This window comes from Streptomyces inhibens, from assembly GCF_003389455.1.
Lineage (GTDB): Bacteria > Actinomycetota > Actinomycetes > Streptomycetales > Streptomycetaceae > Streptomyces > Streptomyces inhibens.
This window is the reverse complement of the sequence record NZ_QUAC01000016.1, coordinates 53227-73816: the sequence shown is the minus strand read 5'-3', so window position 1 is coordinate 73816 and position 20590 is coordinate 53227. Positions and strand designations below refer to the sequence as shown.

Sequence of the window (20590 nt, the reverse complement as noted above, 5' to 3'; positions counted from 1 at the left end):
GTCTCCGGGCTCGTACGAGGCGGCAGCGGCGGGCGCGGCGCCCCGGCCGGCGGCGTACGGCCGCCGGCCGGCCCGCCGTGCGGACCTCGGTGACGATCACTGCACCGAGAGTAAGACGGGTGATGCGGGTCCGCACGGTACGAGGGGCCGGGGGAGAGGCAGGCGGCGCCGGGTGGGGCCGATGGGGTGAGGGGCGCTGGGCGGCGGGAGAATGGGGGGATGCCTCTTGAGCCAGTGCCAGTGCCAGTGCCAGAGCCGGCGCGAGCGCCGGCGCCGTACCCGGTCCCCGACGTGGCCGGGTATCTGGCCGGCCGTTGGAACATCGAGCGCACCGTGTACGACCTGCGGGCCGGCTCCGAGGGAAGCTTCCGCGGCACGGCCGAGTTCCGGCCCGACGCGGTGGGGGATGCGCTGCTGCACGTGGAGGAGGGCCGGCTGACCTGGGGCGGCACGGCGTACCCGGCACACCGCACACTGCGGCTGCGGCCCCGGCCGGACGGCACCGCCGAGATCGACTTCGCCGACGGCCGGCCCTTCCACGATCTCGACCTCCGCACCGGCCGGTGGACCGCCGTCCACCCCTGCTCCGAGGACCGGTACGAGGGGACCTTCACCGCCGTCGCGGCGGACACCTGGCATCTGCGGTGGCGGGTCACCGGGCCGGCGAAGGATCAGCTGCTGTGTTCGGTGTACCGCCGGGGGTGAGCGCGGTGCCGAGCGGGGTGCTCAGCCCTTCGCCGTCAGCTCTTTCCGCTCATCCTTGCGCCTTCACCGCCCGTAGGGCGTACAGCAGCGGAATGATCGGCTCGGACGGCGGCAGACGCCACCAGCCGTTCTCCGACGGCACCATGGAATCGAACCGTTTCCAGGGCAGCAGCTCGGTCTCCCGCACCAGTTCGACGGTCAGCCCCGCGCCGATCACGGCGGAGATGACCTCTCCGAGGCCGTGCCGCCACTCGTAACTGGTCGTGGCACCCTGCACGGGCGGGCCGTCGGTGTATGTGCAGGGCGTGTCGCTCCTGATGGCGCCGCGTCCCGTTAAGTAGTCATGATGCAGCCGGAGTTGCTGCCGGTCCGGGCTCGGTGTCGGCCCCAGGGCGTCGAGCAGCGGATGGAACTCCACCAGATAGAACGTCCCGCCGGGCCGCAGCAGTGAGCTGACTATCTCCGCCCAGGCGGTCAGGTCCGGCAGGTAGCACAGCGCCCCCTTGCCGGTGTAGATCACATCGAACCGGCGGCCGCCCAGCGCCGCCACGGCCCGGTGCACATCCGACCGGACGAACTCCATGTCCCGGCCGGCCTCGCCGGCGAGCCGCCGCGCCTCCGCGACCGCCGCGGCGGAGAAGTCCAGCCCCACGGTGTGCGCGGCGCCCCGCGCGGCGAACGCGGCCGTCTCGGTGCCCAGATGACACTGCAGATGCAGCACGTCCCGCCCCGTCAGATCGCCGAGATCCGTCCATTCGAACGGTGCGAACCAGTCCTCGGCGCTCCGGGAGCCGTCCAGGCCGTAGAACTCGCTGGCCACATGGACCGGGGTACGGGCGTCCCAGTTCGCCTGGTTGGCCCGGACCATCTCCTCGGTGCTGGGCTGCTGCTGTGCGGCGGTCGGCGGTGCCTCACTCTTGTGTGTGGTCATCCGTCCCTTCTACCGGCCGGCCGGGTGAGCCCACCAGTAGGTGATGAGGCGGCTCTTGGGAGCCCGCTAGCCGTCCTCGGCCGGTGCCCACACCTCGCCGCCCAGGACGTTGCGCATCCCGACCCACACCATGTTCATCAGCCGCAGGGTGATCCGCTCCGGCGGTTCGTCGGGGTGCTTCGCCATCCAGTCGGTGAGCGAGTCCGCCGCGCCGACCAGGGCGTAGGTCACGAAGTCGGCGTCCTGCTCGCCGGCTTGGGCGGGCCCGCCGCTCTCCACGATGCCGACCCGGACCAGCCCGGCGACCTCCGCCATCACCGCCCGCCGCGCCTGTGTCAGCTCCGCCGCGATCGCCGGGCTCAGCTCCGAGGCCTGGCGGTGCAGCACCACCCAGCTGTCGCGGTGCTCGGTGACGAAGGTGAAGAACGCGAGCAGCCCGGCCCGCAGCCGTAGTTCGGGGGAGGGGGCATGCCCCGCGGCATCCTGGAACGCGGCCACCAGGCGCGCGGCCTCGCGCCGCAGACAGGCGATGAACAGTCCTTCCTTGGAGTCGAGGTAGAGATAGATCATCGGCTTGGAGATTCCGGCGAGTTCCGCGATCTCGTCGACCGACGCGGCGTGATAGCCGCGCTTGGCGAAGACCCGGATCGCCGCGTCGATGATCTGTTGCTCCCGGACCGGCCGGGGGACGCGTCGCCTGCGTGTGTCATTCATCCACGCCAGCCTACCTTAACCTTACTGGTCAGTAAGTTTACTGAAAAGTAAGGTCGATGCCACGGTGGGCGACGTGGTGAGCGGCACGGTCAGTGGTGGCCGCCCGCATCTCGGCCCGCGCAGCGGGTGATGGCCGTCACCCTCCCCGCCGACAGTGTCGCGCGCCGGGGCGCCCGCCGGGCCAGCGCCTCGTCCTCCGTGGCCACGATGCAGCTGAGCCGGCGCTCGCTCCACAGCCGTGCGAACAGGTCCGCAACGCCCTCGCGGGCGTCGGCGTCCAGACCGGCGGTCGGCTGATCCGCCAGCAGCACCGTGGGCCGCTTCACCAGCGCCCGCGCCAGCGCGACCCGGCGCCGCGCCCCTTCGTCCAACTCGCGGGGAAACAAGCCCTGTTGATCGCTCAGCCCGACCTCCGCCAAGGCCTCTCCGGCCAGCTCCCAGCAGTCGGCCGGGCGCAGCCGCAGCGGTACGAGGGCGCCCGCCACGTTCTGCCGGGCGGTGAGCCCCGGCGCGAGCTCATCCTCGCCGAGAACCGTGCCGATCGACTCGGCACGTATCCGCGCGAGCCGGCACTCGGTCACCGTGGCCAGATCCGTACCGTCGAGCTCGACGCTGCCCCGGGTCGGCCGCTCCAGCCCGCCGAGGATCCGCAGCAGCGTCGACTTCCCCGCCCCGGCCGGCCCCTGGACGGCCAGGCCGCCCCCGTCCTCCACATAGAGCCCGACCCCGTCCAGCGCCCGCACCACGTCCTCTTCCTGCCGGCCGCTCCGGTAGCACTTGGTCACGCCGGTCAGGTGGTACACGGTGCACTCTCCTCTGGCTCCGTCGGCCGGGCGCGCGCCGGACGGCTGTCGTACGAGGCCCGTACCGACACCGTCCGGCCCGTTCCGGGGCGGACGGAGGGCGGGCGACGAGCCTTCGGCGACCGTAGGGACGTGAGGTGACGGAGCAATTAGCGCCGGGTGAGAGAGCGATGAGAATGCGGCGGGGCGGGCCCGGGCAGGGCGGGGCGGGGGCCTCATGGGCCGAAGCGCGGACGGGAGCGCTCCGGACGGCGAGGATAGGGTGACGGTCCGTTCGGGGACGGAGTGGGGGAGCGGCGATGGCCAAGGTCGTCTTTGTGCACGGGGTGGGCAAGCAGTATCTGAGCGAGGACTCCCTCGCCCGCGATCTCGTACCGGAACTGCGCGGCGGAGTCCGGCTGGCGCAGGCGCCGGTGCCGGAACCGGAGGACGTGGCCATCGCGTTCTACGGCGACCTCTTCCGGCCGCGGGGCGGCCGCGCGGGACCGGTGGAATCGTTCGACGCGTCGGATGTCGAGAGCGACGAGGAGTATGCGCTGCTCATGGAGTGGTGGGCCAAGGCCGCCAGAACGGACCCGGGCGTTCCGGCGCCCGACGAGAGTGGCGGGCGCGGACCGGCCGGTCGGGCGGGCTCCCAGCTGATGCGGCTACAGCTGGTACGGGCCGCCCTGGATGCCCTCACCGGCGCGCAGTTCCTCACCGGCATGCTCGACCGCGTACTGATCAGCGATCTCAAACAGCTGGTCGGCTACCTCACCGACGACGACATCCGCGAGCGGGCGAAGGCGCGGCTGGCCGCCCGCATCACCCCCGAAACCCGGGTGGTCGTCGCGCACTCCCTCGGCTCGGTCGTCGCCTACGAGACCCTCTGCGACGAGACGCTGAACACCGGCCGGGACGTCCATATGCTCGTCACGCTCGGCTCACCGCTCGGCATGCGGGGACTGGTCCTGCCGCGACTGCGCCCCGAGCCGGCGGCGGGCGGCCTGGCGCGCTGGCCACGGGCGCTGCGGCGGTGGACCAATATCGCCGATGCGACGGACATCGTCGCCGTCGTCCGCGAGCTGCGTCCCGCCTTCGGCAGCCGTGTCACCGACGTGACCGTGCACAACGGCAGCCATATGCACGAGGCGACGCGCTATCTGACGGCCGTGGAGACGGGGCGGGCGATCGCCGCCGGGCTGTCCGGCGCAGTGCCGGACGCTGCCGAACGACAGGACGCGGAACGGCAGGACGCCGAGCCGGTGCCGGCGGACGGCGGTAGCGCCGGGTGACCGAGACGGGCGTCGCACCACGGCGCTATCTGATCGCGGCCGGTACACGGCGCTACGACCGGATGGACGAACTCCCCGAGGCACACGCCGACGTCGAGCGCATCGTGGGGCTGTTCACCGCCATGGGATACGAGCGGGTGCTCACGTCCGTATCGTACGAACCCCGTGCGGAGGACCTGGAGAACGCGCTGGCCGACTGGTGCGCGGGCGCGGAGCTGCGGGCCGACGACATCGTGGTCCTCTACTACGCGGGCCATGGCGAGCCGCCGCCCGTGGGCCCCTACCGGCTCGCCTGCCGCGACAGCGACCCCGCCCGCGCCCGGAGCTGGCTGTCGCCGGCGAACCTCGCGTCCTCGCTCGCGTCGTCCCCGGTGCGCAACGTCCTGTTCATCATCGATGCCTGCCAGGCGGGCTCCGGCGCCCAGGACATCGGCGCCGTGGCCGACGACTTCGCCGCGGTGCGCCCGCGCGGGGCTGCCACCGGGGCGGGCACCTGGGTGCTCTCGTCCGCCCGCCACCGTGACCGAGCCGGCGACGGCGCCTTCGTCGTCGAACTGGTCCGTGCGCAGGGCGAAGGTGACGGACCGTCACAGAAGTACCTCTCCCTGGAGAAGCTGACCGGCCGGATCAACCAGGGCTTTGTACGCGACGGGCTGCGCCAGCGCGCCAACTGCTCCGGCACCGACCTCACGGCCCAACTGCCCTTCTTCGCCAACCCGTTCCACGACCCCGGCGCCGCGAGCACCGGCGACGGCCGCACCGGTTTCGACGCCTCGGACCTGACCTCCCACTTCGACCCGCGCGGCCGCGGCGTCGAGTACGTCCACGATCCCGGCTCCTACTTCACGGGCCGGGCGCACGCACTCGACGTCCTGCGCGCCCACCTCAGCGGCCCGGGCGGCCGCAGCGCCCTGGTCGTCACCGCGGCGCCCGGATCGGGCAAATCGGCGGTGCTGGGACGGCTGGTCCTGGAGGGCGGTACGGCGCGGTCCGCGCACCGTATCGATGTGTCGGTCAACGCGCGGCACCAGACGCTGGAGGCGATGGTCGGGCGCCTTGCCGCGGCCGCCGATGTCACGGCGACGGCCCCCGCCGATCTGCTCGCCGCCCTCGCCGAGCGGCAGAACCCGTTCCGCATCGTCGTCGACTCCCTCGACGAGGCCGGACCGGCGGGCGACAAGGCGGAGGCCCGCCGGATCGCCTGGGAGCTGCTGCGCCCGCTCGGCGAGGTCCCCTGCGTACGTCTGGTGGTCGGCTCCCGCAGCGAACTCCTGCTGCACCTCGGCGCGAACGCCGCGGTGATCGACCTCGACACCGCCGAGTACGCGGACGACACGAGCAGCGCCGACTATGTGGAACGCATCCTGGCCGACGCCGGCTCGCCCTACGCACAGGATCCCGGCACCGCACGCACCCTCGCGGAGGCGGTGGCCCGGCGGGCCGGGCGCTGCTTCCTCGTGGCGCGGATGACCGCGAGCGCACTGCAGCGGGGCGAACCGGTCGATGTCACGGCCCCCGGCTGGGCGGACCGGCTCCCCTCCAACGTCGGCGGCGCCTTCGAGGAGTACCTGGAACGGATGCCGCGCGAACGCCGCGCGCTCGCCGAGCCGTTGCTGACCAGCCTGGCCTTCGGCGAGGGGTACGGCCTGCCGCGCGCGGACGTCTGGGCCCGGGTGGCCGCTCGCCTCTCCGGCATACCCCTGACCGAATCCGACATCGACACCCTGGTCAGGGAGGACCGCTCCTACCTCACGGCCACGGACATCGATGGCCGCAAGCATTTCCGGCTCTACCACCAGGAGTTGACGGACCACCTCAGGGGCCGGGCGCTGGAGCTGCGCGATCTGACCGACATCCAGCATTGCTTCGTCGAGACGCTGCTGAGCGTCGTACCGGATGCGCCGGGTGCACAGGGTGCGCCGGGCCGCCGGGACTGGTCCCGTGCGCCCCGGTACGTACGCGAGCACCTCGCCACGCACGCGGCCGCCGCCGGAGCCATCGACGATCTGATCGAGGACCCGGCCTTCGTACTGTCGGCGGACATCACCCGGCTCCTGCCGGCGGTACGCCACGCCGAGCGCAACCCCAGGCTGGCAATGGCCATCGAGCGGTGTGCCGACATGCTGGGCGGTACCGCACAGGGCGGCGACCGGGCGGCACAGCTGGCGTTCGCGGCGGAGACGCATGGGGCGCAGGAGTTTGCGCGACGGATCCTGGAGCACTCGACCAGCGTGGAACGGCTGTGGGCCGAGCCGCGCCAGGTGACCCCGCACCGCATCGTCGGCCAGCACACGGCGGGGACGTACTCCACCAACTCCATCTCGGGCGGCTGGACCGTCAGGGAACTGACCACGCCCGGCGGACGCACGCTGGTCCTGGCGGCTCCGCCGGACACACTGGATGTGCACGTATGGGACGTGGACGACCCCTCGCGTACGACCGTGCTGCCCCATGCGGCGGAGGTGAAGGGACTCGTCGTGCTGCCGGGCGATCACCGCCGTGCGCTGGCGGTGACCCTTGATGAGCACGGCACACTGAGCTTGTGGGACGCGGCGGAGGCCTCGCTCGTCCGGCAGATCCCGGGCACCGGCTGCTCGCACTTGCTCGATGCAGGCCTGCTGTCCGACCGGACGCCTGTCGTAGTGGGTGCGGGCGACGGACGGGTGACCCTGTGGGACCCCTACGAGGGGCACACCCTCGTAGAGATCGCCCAGGAGCCGCAGGACCCCGATGTCCCGCCGATGCCGGACTGGATGCCCCATGCGACCCGTGCCCTGGTCCATCTCCCAGGGCACGGCGTATGGCTGCTGGTCACGGATTACACGGGGGGCGAGGTACGGCTGTGCCCCGTGGAGGGACAGGACCCCGTCGAGCCCTTGCTGACCGGGCTGCACCATCCGGAACTCAAGGCGCTCACCACACTCGACGGTGACCCGGTGGCCCTGATCGCCGAGGACGGGCCGGGACGGAACCGGCGGCTCACCGTCCTCGATATGGCATCGCGCAGCAGTCTCTCCTCCGCGAAGTGGGACGGCTTCCTTACCGACGTGCACTGGGAGTTCGTCGGGGACACCAAGGAAGACGGGGGGCTCGTCTGCGGCGATTTCGGCAGGATCCACTTCCTGTCGGTGGCCACCGGACACCATCGGTCCGTCCGCGTCCCGAGCGATCTCATGACCTACCGAACGCTGCGGCAGGTGAGCGAAGGACGTCTCCTCACCGTCGCCGCGGGCTTTTCGGGACAGGTGCGCATCCTGGACGCCTTCACCGGGGAATTGATGGCGGAGCCGCTGCTCGGGCACGAGAGCGCCGTCTGCGTCGTACACCTCCTCGCCTCGTCGACGGCCGAGAGCCTGGACGTACTCGCCATCGGTAATGACGGGACCGCACGGCTGTGGCGGTCGCTGTGTCCCCGGGCGGATGCCGCGCGGCACGAGGGCGAGGTCAACGACGATCTGGTGGGGGCCGCACTGGTCAGGACCTGGTCGGCGAGACCTGACGAGGTGATCGCCAAGACGGGCGGCACCCTTCGTACCGTCGACACCAGGGCTCTTGACCGATTCCCCGGCGACAGCAGCCGGATCTCCGCACGTCCGGTTCATTATCTGGGCTTCGCCGGTGAGGAGGACCTTGCCGAGGGGCCGACCGGAGACCTGAACATCCTGGCCAGGGAGTACTTCACCAGCACCACGGGCGGGCGGAGCACCCGGTTCGAACGGCTCGTGTGGGAGCGGCTCTCACCGAACGGCGAGGCAAGCACCGCCGTCCTGAGTGAGATGAATGACTCTCGCCCCAGGAGCAGCTTCACGTCACATCTCCTCCTGCCCACCGAGAACCGCCCCGAGGTGAGCGTGCTGATGTGGGATCTGGCGGCCGGCCGGATCGCCACGGTGTCCTCGCCCGATGCCCCGCACCAGGTGACATCCGTGCCGTGGCGGATGGAGGGCGGCGCCTTCCTGAATTCCTCGACGGCGTGCACAACCGCCACCGGAGAGACCATCTTGATGGTCGCCGGTCCCGACCCGTCGGCGTTCAGCGGCACTGCGGAGGAGGGGCATCGGCAGTTGTACGACGACAAGGTTCCGCTCCGCGGCCTTCTGTGGAACGTCACGGCGGAAAGGGAAGTACGGGAGGAGCCCCTGGTCCTCCCGCCTCGGACCACCCTGATGGTGCCGCACCACGCGCCGACCGGCGCTCGCTATATCGCGGTGACCGGGCGTACCGGCGACGTCCGGGTCGTCGACCTGACCACCGCGCAGCTGACCCACGTCCGGTCACCCGCCGAGCCGTCGCAGACAGCGTCCGGGCGGGGGAGCGGCCGGGGCGCGGACGACCGACGCTATCTCCGCTGGGCCGATCAGCCCTCGGGCACACCCCTCCTCGTCCACGGGGACTGTTCGAGAAACGACGACGAGGCCCTGATGCCGGTGCGCGTCTGGAACCCCGAGCGACCCGAGGAGTCCCGGGACCTTCCGATGCTCTGCCGCAGCATCCTGTGGACCGGCCGGGCCCCCAACGGCGAAGCCCTGGTCGCCGTGAGCGATGAACACGGCGTGGTTCTCTGCCATCTCCCCAGCTGTGAGCGGGTATGGAGCGCTCCACTACCCGCCCTCGTCACCTCCTTCGTCCTCCTTCCCCGCTTCGACATGGCCGTCGGGACGCAGCAAGGCGTCGTCCTGCTGCGGCCACGGCTCACGGCCAACTGGCGCCGCAGACTGGGCTGCTCCTCTTGATCGCCACACCTGACGGGCCGATTCCCGGCCATGATGACCACGGTGGCGATGGCCGACACACCGACCCTCATATGTCCGGCGGAACGCCCTTGATTCGTACGCCTGTTGGGTTTATTGCCGGCGCTGACGGAACATCGCCAACTTTGCGCAAGGGACCCTGCTGCTCGTCTGCAACAACTGTCATTCGGTGGGTATGTTGGGGACTGCGTGGCGTAGTCGTCCCCCTACGGAGTGATCGCCGCTGCGCCATGGCTGAGGGCTGTCGAAGCGACGGGAAAGTGTGGAATGAGCCAAGAGATACCCCCGCAGTCCAGCGCTGTCGATGTCAGCATCCCGAGCGTTGCGCGGATGTACGACTACTACCTCGGCGGCAAGGACAACTACGCCGTCGACCGCGAGGCCTGCGACGAGCTGAGCAAGGTCGTCCCGAGCACCCAGGTGCTGGCGATCAACAACCGGCGCTTCCTGCAGCGGGTGGTCCGCTGGCTGGCCACCGAACACGGCATCCGGCAGTTCATCGACCACGGATCAGGCCTGCCGACCCAGGACAACGTCCACCAGGTCGCGCAGCGGGTCGACCCGCAGTCCCGTGTGGTGTACGTCGACAACGACCCCATCGTGCTCGCCCACGGCCGCGCGCTGCTGGAGGAGAACGCCAACACCGCCGTCATCCAGGCGGACATGCGGGACACCGACGGCATCTTCACCAGCCCCGAGGTCGAGCGGCTGATCGACTTCGACCAGCCTGTCGCCGCCCTGTTCGTCTCCGTACTCCACTGCATCCCGGACTCGGACGACCCGGCCGGTCTGATCAAGCGGGTCGCCGACCGGCTGGTGCCCGGCAGCTTCCTGGTGGTGTGCCAGCTGGTCAGCGAGGACGCCGCGACCCGGGACTTCGTTACCACATTCATGCGGGTCAGCACCCACGGCCAGTGGGGCCGGGTACGGCAGGCGCATGAGCTCGCCGGTTTCCTGGAGGGGCTGGAGGTCCAGGAGCCCGGTCTGGTGGAGGTCTCGACCTGGAAGCCGGATGCCGACATCGGCCCCAGGCAGCTCACCAAGGAGTGGATCGAGTACGGCGGCGTCGCCCGCAAGTCGTAGCGGATCCGCAGCGCAGCCGGACACGACGACACGGAGACGGACGGGCGCCCACCGGGTGCCTGTCTCTCTCGGCCTCCCTACTGCCTTTGTCCGTGACGTGCCGTGCGCGCGTCAGCTCTCCTGCTTGAGCAGCCGCTCCAGGATCGCCAGGGACTCGCGCGGCGACTCGGACTGTGCGCTGAGCCGGTCCATCACCGCGAGGTAATGATCGACATCATCGCGCTTGTCCAGATAGAGCGCGCTGGTCAGCTGCTCCAGGTAAACGATGTCCGGCAGATCCGGTTCGAGGAAGCGCAGAATCGTGATCGGACCACCGGCCGCCGCCAGGCCACCGAGGCTGAACGGTGCGATCTGCAGCGTGACATTCGGGAGTTCGGCCATCTTCAGCAGATGTCTGAGCTGACCCGCCATCACCTCCGGCCCGCCGAGCGGCCGGCGCAGCGACGCCTCGTCGATCACGGCCCACACCCGCGGCGCGTCCCGGAGGGTGAGCAGCTCCTGACGCTGTACGCGCAGCTGCACCCGCCGCTCGATCTCCTCGGGCGTGGACCGCGGATGGCCGAGCTGCGCCACCGCACGGGCGTACTCCGCCGTCTGCAACAGGCCCGGCACGAACTGGACTTCGTATGTGCGGATCACGGACGCGGCTTCTTCGAGGCCGATATGCGTCTCGAACCAGCCCGGCAGCACATCGCCGTACTGATGCCACCAGCCGGGGGTGCTGGTCCGGCCGGCCAGCTTGAGGAAGTCGGAGCGGGCTGCCTCGTCCGTGACGTTGTAGAGCGTCAGCAGATCCGCGACGTCCCGCTCCTTGCAGCTCACCCGGCCGAGTTCCAGGCGGCTGATCTTCGCATGCGATCCGCGGATGGCATCGCCGGCGGCCTCTCGGGTGATGCCCGCCGCTTCGCGCAGTCGGCGGAGTTGCGTGCCCAGCACGATGCGCAGGACGGTCGGGCCGCCCCGCGGGTGCTCAAGATAGCGGCGCAGAGAAGGTTCGCTGCTCGGCTGCGCGGCGCTCATGCTGACTCCCCTGAGTGGTCGGGCGAACGCCCAGTGTCCCATTGGCTCCAGTGTAGGTACAGCCGTGGCGACTACCCGATCGACATATGCGTCAGTTGTGGGGGATGAGGTCGTCGAAGTCGCCGTCCTTGGCGCCCTGGACGAAGGCCACCATTTCGTCGCGGGTGTAGATCAGCGCGGGCCCCGAGGCGAACCGGGAGTTGCGTACCGCCACCCCGCCGTCCGAAAGGACGGCCAGCTCAACGCAGTTGCCGCTGGGATTGCTGCGGCGGCTCTTGCGCCAGACGACGCCTTCGATGCTGGTCGCCTGCATGCCGTTGGTCACCGACTCCATAACAGCTGCTCCCTTGCTGGAGGACACCCTCCGACCGATACCGAGCCCGCGATCACATTGGCGTGAACGAGCCCCTGTGCGGCCGTCCTTACTGATGTAATTGCAGATGCACTTGCAGCAAGAGACGGCTGACGAGGATATTAGCTCTCCGAGGCAGCCCGGCCCAGCCCCGAAATCGCCCTCGCGGAGATGTTGATGACCACACATCCGGCAGAGACCGTGCACGACAGCCTTCGGGACGAACCGGGTGAGGACGCCTGGTGGATGCCCGGCCCCGACGCCTTCGCCGCCTGCGCCCTCAGCAGCTCGGCGTGCACCGTGGCGGAGGCCCGCAATTTCACCCGGGCGACCCTCCAGGGCTGGAAGATGTGCGCCGATGTCACCGAGGACGCGGCGCTGGTCGTCTCCGAACTCGTCAGCAACGCCTTGAGTTACGGCATCGAGCCCGCTGAGGAGGACGACGCCCCGAGTGCACCCGCTGCCCTGGGCCCCGCCTGGCTCGCCCTGACCCGGCAGGACACCACCGTGCTGTGCGCGGTCTCGGACACCGGCGCCGGCGCTCCCGTCGTCAAGCCCCTTGACGCGCTGGCCGAATCCGGGCGCGGGCTGCGGATCGTCGACCGGCTGAGCGACACCTGGGGCTGGACACCGGACCACTCGGGAAAGACGGTCTGGGCGACGGTTTCGATGGGCGGCTGAGGCCGGCACCGTACGCACGGGGCGCGGGCCCGCCACCGGCGAAGGGGGCGGGGCTGCCGTATGTGACGATTCCCGGGTCGACGTCAACCGACCGGGAAGCCCGAGAAGCCGATGGATCTGCTGTCCCTGCGCTACTTCCGGGCGGTCGCGCGCCGTGAGCACATCAGCCGGGCCGCCGAGGAACTACGGGTGGCCCAGCCCTCGGTGAGCCGGACCATCGCCCGGCTGGAGGCCGAACTGGGCGTGCCGCTCTTCGACCGGCAGGGCCGCGCCATCCGGCTCAACCGCTACGGCGCCGCATTCCTGACCCGGGTCGAGCGCGCGCTGAACGAACTCGACGACGCCCGGAGGGAAGTCGCCGACGCCGCCGGACTCGACGACGGCAGTGTCGCCTTCGCCGCCGAGACCCTGCTGCCCTTCACGGAGCTGCTGGCCGGATTCCGCGCCGCCCACCCCGACGTCGCCGTCCGGTGCTTCCAGTCCACCCCCGACGCGATGCTGGATCAACTCCGCTCCAGAGAGGTGGACTTCTGCATCGCCTCCCAGCCGCTGTCCGGGGCGGGGCTCGGCGCGGTGCGGCTGCTGCACGAAGAGGTGCTGCTGGTCGTGCCGACCGGTCATCCGCTGACCGGACGGGACCGGGTCACGGTGGCCGACATCGCGGAGGAACCGTTCATCTCCACCCGCCCCGGGCACTGGCAACGGTCCCTGCTGGATCGGCTGTTCGCGTCGATCGGACGCCGTCCGGTCATCTCCTGCGAGGGTGACGAACCGGGCGCCACCTACTTCCTGGTCGCCGCCGGCCTCGGCGTCGGCCTGATGCCCTCGCTCGCCCGCGCCGACCTGTCGCAGGCGCCGCTCACCTGGCTGCACCTCGACACTCCCGACTGCGTACGGACCCTGAACCTGGTCCGGCGCGAGGACGGCTATCTCTCCGCGGCCGCCGCGCGGTTCCGCGACATGGCCGTCGCCCACTTTGCGGAGCGAGCCCAACGCTCGTACAAGCAGGAGTAGTTGACGTCGGTGAGCGCCGACCTCGGCTCGCCGTCAGTCCTCTCCGTCCCGCCGGTAGGTGTTCCTGATCGACGAGGCGTCGGCGAACGGGCCGGTGCCGTACGGGTGCAGGGCGATCGCGATCTCGTGGGCCGAGGGGTCCTCGCAGGACGTGCCGGAGCAGTCCCGGCTGCCGGTGGCCAGTTGACGCAGCACGCCGTGCTGGCAGGCCTTGGCCAGCCGGTCGGCCTCGACGGCCGTCAGTTGCGCCCCGGGCCGCAACTGGACATGGACGACCGGCCGGGACTCCAGATCGCCGCCCGCCGCCGGCGCCAGGCAGAACCCCTCGATCAGCTCGGCCAGCGGATTGTTCTCGTACAGCCCGTGTGCGACGTCCTTCGGATTGATGGTGGCCCCCATGAAGATGCTGAAATCGGCCCGCCCGTACAGTCATCGACATACTCGGGGCCGGGCGCGGGGGCGTCATGAGTGCGGCTACTCAGGTCCGCGGGTGAGTATCCCGTACGCATACGGGACGGGCCCGGCCGAGTGAGCCCCGGCCGGGAACCCTAGGGGGTGTCGGGCGTGCCGTCCGCCAGGCCGAACGCCGCGAGCAGGCGCTCGGCCGCGAGCGTCGCGGTGATCTCGCCGTCGCGCACCGCGCGCTCGACATCGGGGCCCAGCCGGCGGACCTCCGGGTGTTCCTGGAGGCGGTCGATCAGCCGTTCGCGCACCATCGACCAGGTCCAGTCGACCTGCTGGGTACGGCGCCGCTCGGCCAGCGCCCCGGTGGACTCCAGCAAAGCGCGGTGCTGCTCGATCCGCTCCCACACCCCCTTCAGACCCGTGCCCTCACGGGCGCTACAGGTCAGTACGGGGGGTGTCCAGGCCGCGTCCGCCGGCTGCAACAGCCGCAGCGCACCGGCCAGTTCGCGGGCCGCGGAGCGGGCGTCCCGCTCGTGCGGACCGTCGGCCTTGTTGACGGAGACCAGGTCCGCCAGCTCCAGTACGCCCTTCTTGATGCCCTGCAGCTGGTCGCCGGTGCGCGCCAGGGTCAGCAGCAGGAAGGTGTCGACCATGTTGGCCACGGTGGTCTCGGACTGGCCGACACCTACCGTCTCCACCAGCACGACGTCATAGCCCGCGGCCTCCATCACCACGATGGACTCGCGGGTGGCCCGCGCCACCCCGCCCAGCGTGCCGGACGTGGGGGAGGGGCGGACGAACGCCGCCGGGTCGGTCGCCAGCCGCTCCATCCGGGTCTTGTCACCCAGGATGGAGCCGCCGGTACGGCTGGAGGACGGGTCGACGGCGAGCACCGCCACCCGGTGCCCGGCACCGGTCAGCAGCGTGCCGAGCGCGTCGATGAAGGTCGACTTGCCGACGCCCGGCACCCCGCTGATGCCCACTCTGCGGGCCGAGCCGGAGTACGGCAGCAGCTCGATCAGCAGCTGCTGGGCCGCCGCCCGGTGGTCGGGGCGGGTGGACTCGACCAGGGTGACGGCGCGGGCGATCCAGGCCCTGGAGCCCGCGCGGACACCCTCGGCGTACCGTGCGACATCGATCCTCGGTGGCATCAACGGCACCGGCTCACAGCTCGTGGCCGAGGACCGACGCCAGGTCCTTCACCAGGTCGTGGGCGGCATCGGGGATGACCGTGCCGGGCAGGAAGACCGCGGCGGCGCCCATGTCGCGCAGCGGCTGGACATCCTGCGGCGGGATCACCCCGCCCACCACGATCGTGATGTCCTCCCGCTCCTCCGCGGCCAGCGCCTCCCGCAGCGCGGGCACCAGCGTCAGATGGCCGGCCGCCAGCGAGGACACCCCGACGATATGGACGTCCGCCTCGACCGCCTGACGGGCCACCTCGGCCGGCGTCTGGAACAGCGGGCCGACATCGACGTCGAAGCCCAGGTCGGCAAAGGCCGTGGCGATCACCTTCTGGCCGCGGTCATGGCCGTCCTGGCCCATCTTGGCCACCAGGATCCGCGGCCGGCGCCCCTCGGCGCGCTCGAACTCGGCCACCAGATCGCGGGTGCGCTCGACACCGGAGGAGGGGCCCGCTTCGTCTCGGTACACACCGGAGATCGTACGGATCTGGCCGGAGTGCCGCCCGTAGACCGACTCCAGGGCGTCCGAGATCTCACCGACGGTCGCCATCGCCCGCGCGGCGTTCACCGCCAGCGCCAGCAGATTGCCCTCCAGCCCCTCGCCGGGACCGGACTTGGCCGCCTCGGTCAGCGCCCGCAGCGCGTCCTGGCAGGCGTCCTCGTCGCGCTCCGCGCGCAGTCGCTTCAGCTTCTCGATCTGCTGGGCGCGCACCGCGGAGTTGTCGACCTTGAGGACCTCGATCTCCTCGTCGGTCTCCACGCGGTACTTGTTGACGCCGATCAGCGCCTGCCGCCCCGAGTCGATCCGCGCCTGGGTACGGGCCGCGGCCTCCTCGACGCGCAGCTTGGGGATGCCCGCGTCGATGGCCTTGGCCATACCGCCGGCCGCCTCGACCTCCTCGATGTGCTGCCAGGCCCGCTGCGCCAGATCGTGGGTGAGCTTCTCGATGTACGCGCTGCCGCCCCACGGGTCGATGACCCGGCAGGTGCCCGACTCCTGCTGAAGGAACAGCTGGGTGTTACGGGCGATACGGGCCGAGAAGTCGGTCGGCAGGGCGAGCGCCTCGTCGAGGGCGTTGGTGTGCAGCGACTGGGTGTGGCCCTGGGTGGCGGCCATCGCCTCCACACACGTACGCGTCACATTGTTGAACACGTCCTGCGCGGTCAGCGACCAGCCCGAGGTCTGCGAATGGGTGCGCAGCGAAAGGGACTTGGGGTTCTTCGGCTCGAAGCGCTGCACCAGCCGCGCCCACAGCAGCCGGGCCGCCCGCAGCTTGGCGATCTCCATGAAGAAGTTCATGCCGATCGCCCAGAAGAAGGAGAGGCGAGGGGCGAAGGAGTCGACGTCCATACCGGCCGCCATGCCCGCGCGCAGATACTCCACCCCGTCGGCAAGGGTGTACGCCAGCTCCAGATCGGCCGTCGCGCCCGCCTCCTGGATGTGATAGCCGGAGATCGAGATGGAGTTGTAGCGCGGCATCTTCTGCGAGGTGTACGCGAAGATGTCGGAGATGATCCGCATCGAGGGCTGCGGCGGATAGATGTAGGTGTTGCGGACCATGAACTCCTTGAGGATGTCGTTCTGAATGGTCCCGGCCAGCTTCTCGGGCGGTACGCCCTGCTCCTCGGCGGCCACGATGTACAGCGCCAGCACCGGAAGCACCGCGCCGTTCATCGTCATCGACACGGTCATCTTGTCCAGCGGGATACCCTCGAAGAGCTGCCGCATGTCATAGATCGAGTCGATGGCCACGCCCGCCATGCCGACATCGCCGGTGACGCGCGGGTGATCGCTGTCGTAGCCGCGGTGTGTGGGCAGGTCGAAGGCGACCGACAGGCCCTTCTGGCCGGCGGCGAGATTGCGCCGGTAGAAGGCGTTGGACTCCTCGGCGGTGGAGAAGCCGGCGTACTGCCGGATCGTCCAGGGCTGGTTGACGTACATCGTCGGGTACGGGCCGCGCAGATACGGCGTGATACCCGGGTACGTCCCCAGGAAGTCCAGACCCTTCAGGTCCTCCTCGGTGTACAGCGGCTTGACGTCGATGCCTTCCGGCGTCTCCCACGTCAGATCGGCAACGCCCTTGCCGGTCGCCTGCTGCACGGCGGCGGCCCACTCCCCGCCGGCACTCGCGGCATCCGCCGTGACCGCGTCCCCCAGCTCGATCCTGCTGAAGTCCGGGATGGCGCCCGACGGCGGCCCGCCGAGGGCGCCCGCCTGTTCCGTCGTCTCCTCCATCACGCCACCTCCATGACATCCAGGGCCGAGGACAGCGCCTCGACCGCATCGCAGCCCGCGTGGACGAAGCTGTCCACACCGGCCGCCACGAATTCCTCGCGGTGCTCGCCCGGCTTGCCGGCCAGCAGCACCCGCAGCGCGCCCGCCGACTTCAGCGCGGCCGCCACGGCCGCCGCCTGCTCGCCGTACACCGCATCGCTCGAACACAGACAGACGATCCGGGCGCCGCTGCGGGCGAACGCCTCGGCCACCGACTCCGCATCCACCGACGCGGGTTCCTGAACCGTCTCGACGCCGCCCGCCTGGAACAGATTGGCCGCGAACGCCAGCCGCGCGGTGTACGCGGCGACCGGGCCCAGCGTGGCCAGAAAAACCTTCGGACGGTCCCCTGTTGCCGCCAGATGCGCATCGGAGCGCGACCGCAGCTGTTCGTACGCATCGTCCCTGCGCACCCGCGGCAGCCCTCCGCCGACCGGCGCCGGGGCCGGCTCGCGGTGCACCGGCGGCTCGGCGAGATGCGGGAACTCACTGACGCCGGTGATCGGTTCACGGCGGTGCGCCAGATCCTCGGTCCGGCGCGCCCAGGTGTGTGCCAGGCGCTCGCCGAGCATTCCGGAGCGCAGCGCCGCGGCCTGGCCGCCCGCGCCCTCGATCTCCTGGAAGAACGCCCAGGCCGCGCGGGCCAGTTCGTCGGTGAGGCTCTCCACGTACCAGGAGCCGCCCGCCGGGTCGATCACCTTGGACAGGTGCGACTCCTCCAGCAGCACGGACTGGGTGTTACGGGCGATCCGGCGGGCGAACGCATCGGACAGGCCGAGCGCCGCGTCGAACGGCAGCACCGTCACCGCGTCCGCGCCGCCCACGCCCGCGGACAGCCCGGCCACCGTGGTGCGCAGCATGTTCACCCACGGGTCCCGACGGGTCATCATCACCGTGGAGGTGACCGCGTGCTGGCGCTGCGCGGACGCGGCCGGCGAGGCGCCGCACACCTCCGCGACCCGCGCCCACAGCCGGCGCGCCGCGCGCAGCTTGGCGATGGTCAGGAACTGGTCCGCGGTGGCGGCATAGCGGAACTCCAGCTGCCGGCAGGCGTCGTCGACGGACAGGCCCGCCCCGGTCAGCTGCCGCAGATAGGCGACGCCGGTGGCGAGTGAGGTACCCAGCTCCTCGGCGGCCGAGCCGCCCGCCTCGTGGTACGGCAGTGCGTCGACCGCCAGCGCCCGCATCCCGGGGGCCTCGGCGGTGCAGCGCCCGGCCAGCCGGGCGGCCGCCTCCAACTGGATGCGCAGCTTGGCATCGTCGCCCGTGCGGGCCAGCAGACCGAGCGGGTCGGCGCCCAGGCTGCCGACGGCCTCGCTCAGCGGCGCGCCGGACGCGGTGTACAGCCGCAGCAACTCCTCGGCGGCCGGGGTGAAATCGGCGCCCGCGTCGAGGACCACCGCGGCCAGGTCCAGATAGACGCCCTGGAGCGTCGCTTCGAGACCGGCGACCGGTACCCCGCCGTCCCCGACGGTCAGCCAGACCGAGGTGACGCCGTTCTCCAGATCGGCCAGGACCGCTTCATTGGCGCGCCGAGGATCGGAGTGGACATGGCGCTGGCGTACGTCCCAGCCGGCGACGGCCGTGCCCTCGGGCCGGCCGGCCCGTACGAAGGGCGGGAACCCTGGGTGGCCCAGGGCAGCGGGACCGTCCTCGGCGGTGTACAGCGGGCGGATGCGGATCCCGTCCTGGAGATCGGTGGCGAGCGCATCCTCGGCGGCGGCACCCGTCGCCTGCGTGACGCCCGATTTGCGCAGCACGCCTTCGACGAGGCGCTGCCACTGCTCTCGGTCAGCGTCCGGGAATGCGGCGGCCAGGGGGAGTTCGGGGGACTCGGCGGTCATGGCAGCAGGCTAGGCGAACGACCGTTAGCTGGAGCAGGGGCTCCAGCTGTGACGTTGCACTCGTTGACCTCTCATGGATGTTCCGATCCGTGCGGTGTGGGGGGACAGGGGACAGAGATGCAGGTGGGGCGGGTTGCCCGGATCGCGCGGAGACGTCTCCTTACGTGCGGGACGCGGCTGCCCCGGGCGGTCCGGCCGGATCTGTACGGTGGGCTCGGCACCCTCCCCCAAGCTCTTAAGGAGCAGGGGGGACCCCCAGAGGAGCGCGATGTCCAAGGCGCCGAGCATCCGCACCACCACCGTCGCCGCCCTGCTCCTGGCCGCCGCCGCACTCGTGTGGGCGCTGCCGCGGGCCGCCGCCCCGGACCGTGCGGCGCACTGCACCGGGCGCCGGATCGCCTCCTGGTCGGCCGATTCCCGGCATACCGCGGAATTCGCCCGCTACGGCAACGACAACACCCGGGTGGACGACTGGACCGGCGGCGACGGCACCCACTCGGTGCGCCTCCCCGACGGCCGTACGCTCTGGCTCTTCTCCGACACCTTCCTCGACCGGATCCAGCCACCGCCCAACCCGCAGGGGGAGCAGCACCGTTGGCGCACCGCCGACAGCGGCGGCACCCCCTACCTGCGGCACAACTCCGTGGTGGTGATGTCCCGTTCGGGCCGTGTGGAGCGCACCCTGACCGGGGGCACCGCGGCCGCCCGCGGCCCGTTCTTCCCCGACCCGCCGGGCGGCGGCTGGCGCTGGCCGGTCCGCGCGAGCGTGGAGCCCCGTACGCCCGGCGCGCAGGAGAAGGTCGTCCGCGTACTGCTGTGGAACCGCACCCCGGGAACCGGGCCGTGGATCTTCGGGGTGCCGCACAGCACCGAGGTCGCCACGCTCTCGCTGCCCGGCCTGCACCTGGAGGGCATCCAGGAGACCGTGGGCCGGGCCGCCGTCGCGGACCCGGGCCGGCGTGTGCTGTACGGGGCGGCGGCGGTCCGCGACGGCGGCTGGAGCTATGTCTTCGGCGGTGACGACCCGCCGTCGGCGCCGGCGTCCAGCGCCTTTGTGGCACGGGTCCCGGCCGGACGGCTCGCCGACCGCGGCAGCTGGCGCTTCTGGGACGGCGCCCACTGGCAGCCCCGCCCCGACCGGGCCCGGCCGGTACTGCGGGCCGGCGGCCGGCGCGGCGTCGGCAGCACCTTCACCGTCGTACGGGAGGGCCCCACCTGGATGCTGTTCACCATGGACACCGGGGGAGGCGGCACGGCCGGGATGCGGACGATCACCAGCTACTGGGCCTGTTCACCCCAAGGCCCCTGGCACGGCCCGAACGGCCGCATCGCACCGCCCCGCCCGCCCGCCGCCGACCCGCAGTACGTCGCCGCCTACAACCCCCAGGCGCACCCGGAATTCACCGCGGACGGGGAACTGCTGCTCAGCTACGACATCAATTGGCTCGGCCCGCCCGGTGTCCCGGCCGACCCCCGGCTCAACGGGGATGTGGACCTCTACCGGCCGCGCTTCGTGCGCGTACGGACGGCGCCCACGGGGAGCTGACGGGGTAT

Annotated in this window: 16 protein-coding genes; 7 read left to right on the top strand and 9 right to left on the bottom strand. The window is 71.2% G+C overall.

Annotated elements, in window-relative coordinates; genetic code table 11:
* Window positions 1-291 precede the first annotated feature (291 nt).
* Window positions 292-705 carry a DUF6314 family protein gene (locus DY245_RS02980; protein WP_342354165.1) on the top strand — a complete coding sequence of 138 codons (414 nt, stop codon included), beginning with the start codon at window positions 292-294 and terminating at the stop codon, window positions 703-705.
* Between the two features lie 49 nt (window positions 706-754).
* Here DY245_RS02980 and DY245_RS02975 read toward each other — a convergent pair whose 3' ends face one another.
* The 3 genes from DY245_RS02975 to DY245_RS02965 all read right to left on the bottom strand — a co-directional run bounded on the left by DY245_RS02975 (window position 755) and on the right by DY245_RS02965 (window position 3153).
* A complete protein-coding gene (locus DY245_RS02975; protein WP_128503142.1) occupies window positions 755-1636 on the bottom strand; it encodes a class I SAM-dependent methyltransferase in 882 nt (293 codons plus the stop codon).
* 66 nt (window positions 1637-1702) lie between these two features.
* Window positions 1703-2350, bottom strand: coding sequence for a TetR/AcrR family transcriptional regulator (locus DY245_RS02970; RefSeq protein WP_128503140.1), 648 nt, complete (start codon window positions 2348-2350; stop codon window positions 1703-1705).
* 89 nt (window positions 2351-2439) lie between these two features.
* Complete coding sequence (locus DY245_RS02965; protein ID WP_128503138.1) at window positions 2440-3153, bottom strand: ATP-binding cassette domain-containing protein; 714 nt, start codon at window positions 3151-3153, stop codon at window positions 2440-2442.
* Between the two features lie 299 nt (window positions 3154-3452).
* Here DY245_RS02965 and DY245_RS02960 point away from each other — a divergent pair, with 299 nt between their 5' ends.
* From DY245_RS02960 to DY245_RS02950, 3 genes are all read left to right on the top strand, one after another.
* Window positions 3453-4427, top strand: coding sequence for an antibiotic ABC transporter ATP-binding protein (locus DY245_RS02960; protein ID WP_181923489.1), 975 nt, complete (start codon window positions 3453-3455; stop codon window positions 4425-4427).
* The gene (locus DY245_RS02955) at window positions 4424-9160 is read left to right on the top strand and encodes a caspase family protein (RefSeq protein ID WP_128503136.1); all 4737 of its coding nucleotides are present in this window, start codon (window positions 4424-4426) and stop codon (window positions 9158-9160) included. The genes DY245_RS02960 and DY245_RS02955 overlap by 4 nt, the downstream gene beginning before the upstream one ends.
* A 285-nt stretch (window positions 9161-9445) precedes the next feature.
* Window positions 9446-10261 (top strand): SAM-dependent methyltransferase, encoded by an 816-nt coding sequence (locus DY245_RS02950; protein ID WP_128503133.1) that lies wholly within the window; start codon window positions 9446-9448, stop codon window positions 10259-10261.
* 111 nt (window positions 10262-10372) lie between these two features.
* On the opposite strand, the gene DY245_RS02945 is transcribed toward DY245_RS02950, so the two are convergent.
* Both DY245_RS02945 and DY245_RS02940 read right to left on the bottom strand, forming a co-directional pair.
* Window positions 10373-11281 carry a helix-turn-helix domain-containing protein gene (locus DY245_RS02945; RefSeq protein ID WP_128503131.1) on the bottom strand — a complete coding sequence of 303 codons (909 nt, stop codon included), beginning with the start codon at window positions 11279-11281 and terminating at the stop codon, window positions 10373-10375.
* A gap of 91 nt (window positions 11282-11372) precedes the next feature.
* Entirely contained in the window at window positions 11373-11615 is a 243-nt protein-coding gene (locus DY245_RS02940) for a DUF397 domain-containing protein (RefSeq protein WP_128503129.1), read from the bottom strand.
* Window positions 11616-11810: 195 nt separating this feature from the next.
* Between DY245_RS02940 and DY245_RS02935 the strand changes: the two genes are divergently transcribed.
* Window positions 11811-12314, top strand: coding sequence for an ATP-binding protein (locus DY245_RS02935; RefSeq protein ID WP_128503126.1), 504 nt, complete (start codon window positions 11811-11813; stop codon window positions 12312-12314).
* Between the two features lie 111 nt (window positions 12315-12425).
* On the top strand, window positions 12426-13328 hold the full coding sequence (locus DY245_RS02930; protein WP_128503124.1) for a LysR family transcriptional regulator: 903 nt from the start codon (window positions 12426-12428) through the stop codon (window positions 13326-13328).
* A gap of 33 nt (window positions 13329-13361) precedes the next feature.
* On the opposite strand, the gene DY245_RS02925 is transcribed toward DY245_RS02930, so the two are convergent.
* The 4 genes from DY245_RS02925 to mutA form a co-directional block, all read right to left on the bottom strand.
* Window positions 13362-13727, bottom strand: a complete 366-nt coding sequence (locus DY245_RS02925; RefSeq protein WP_128503122.1) for a coenzyme f390 synthetase — start codon at window positions 13725-13727, stop codon at window positions 13362-13364.
* Window positions 13728-13876: 149 nt separating this feature from the next.
* Window positions 13877-14884 (bottom strand): methylmalonyl Co-A mutase-associated GTPase MeaB, encoded by a 1008-nt coding sequence (gene meaB / locus DY245_RS02920; RefSeq protein ID WP_128503119.1) that lies wholly within the window; start codon window positions 14882-14884, stop codon window positions 13877-13879.
* A gap of 13 nt (window positions 14885-14897) precedes the next feature.
* Window positions 14898-17153, bottom strand: a complete 2256-nt coding sequence (gene scpA, locus DY245_RS02915; protein WP_128503117.1) for a methylmalonyl-CoA mutase — start codon at window positions 17151-17153, stop codon at window positions 14898-14900.
* The gene (gene mutA / locus DY245_RS02910; RefSeq protein WP_128503115.1) at window positions 17153-19036 is read right to left on the bottom strand and encodes a methylmalonyl-CoA mutase small subunit; all 1884 of its coding nucleotides are present in this window, start codon (window positions 19034-19036) and stop codon (window positions 17153-17155) included. Before mutA ends, scpA begins: the two co-directional genes overlap by 1 nt.
* Window positions 19037-19304: 268 nt before the next feature.
* On the opposite strand from mutA, the gene DY245_RS02905 reads away from it, so the two are divergent.
* Window positions 19305-20582 (top strand): DUF4185 domain-containing protein, encoded by a 1278-nt coding sequence (locus tag DY245_RS02905; protein ID WP_128503113.1) that lies wholly within the window; start codon window positions 19305-19307, stop codon window positions 20580-20582.
* Window positions 20583-20590 lie beyond the last annotated feature (8 nt).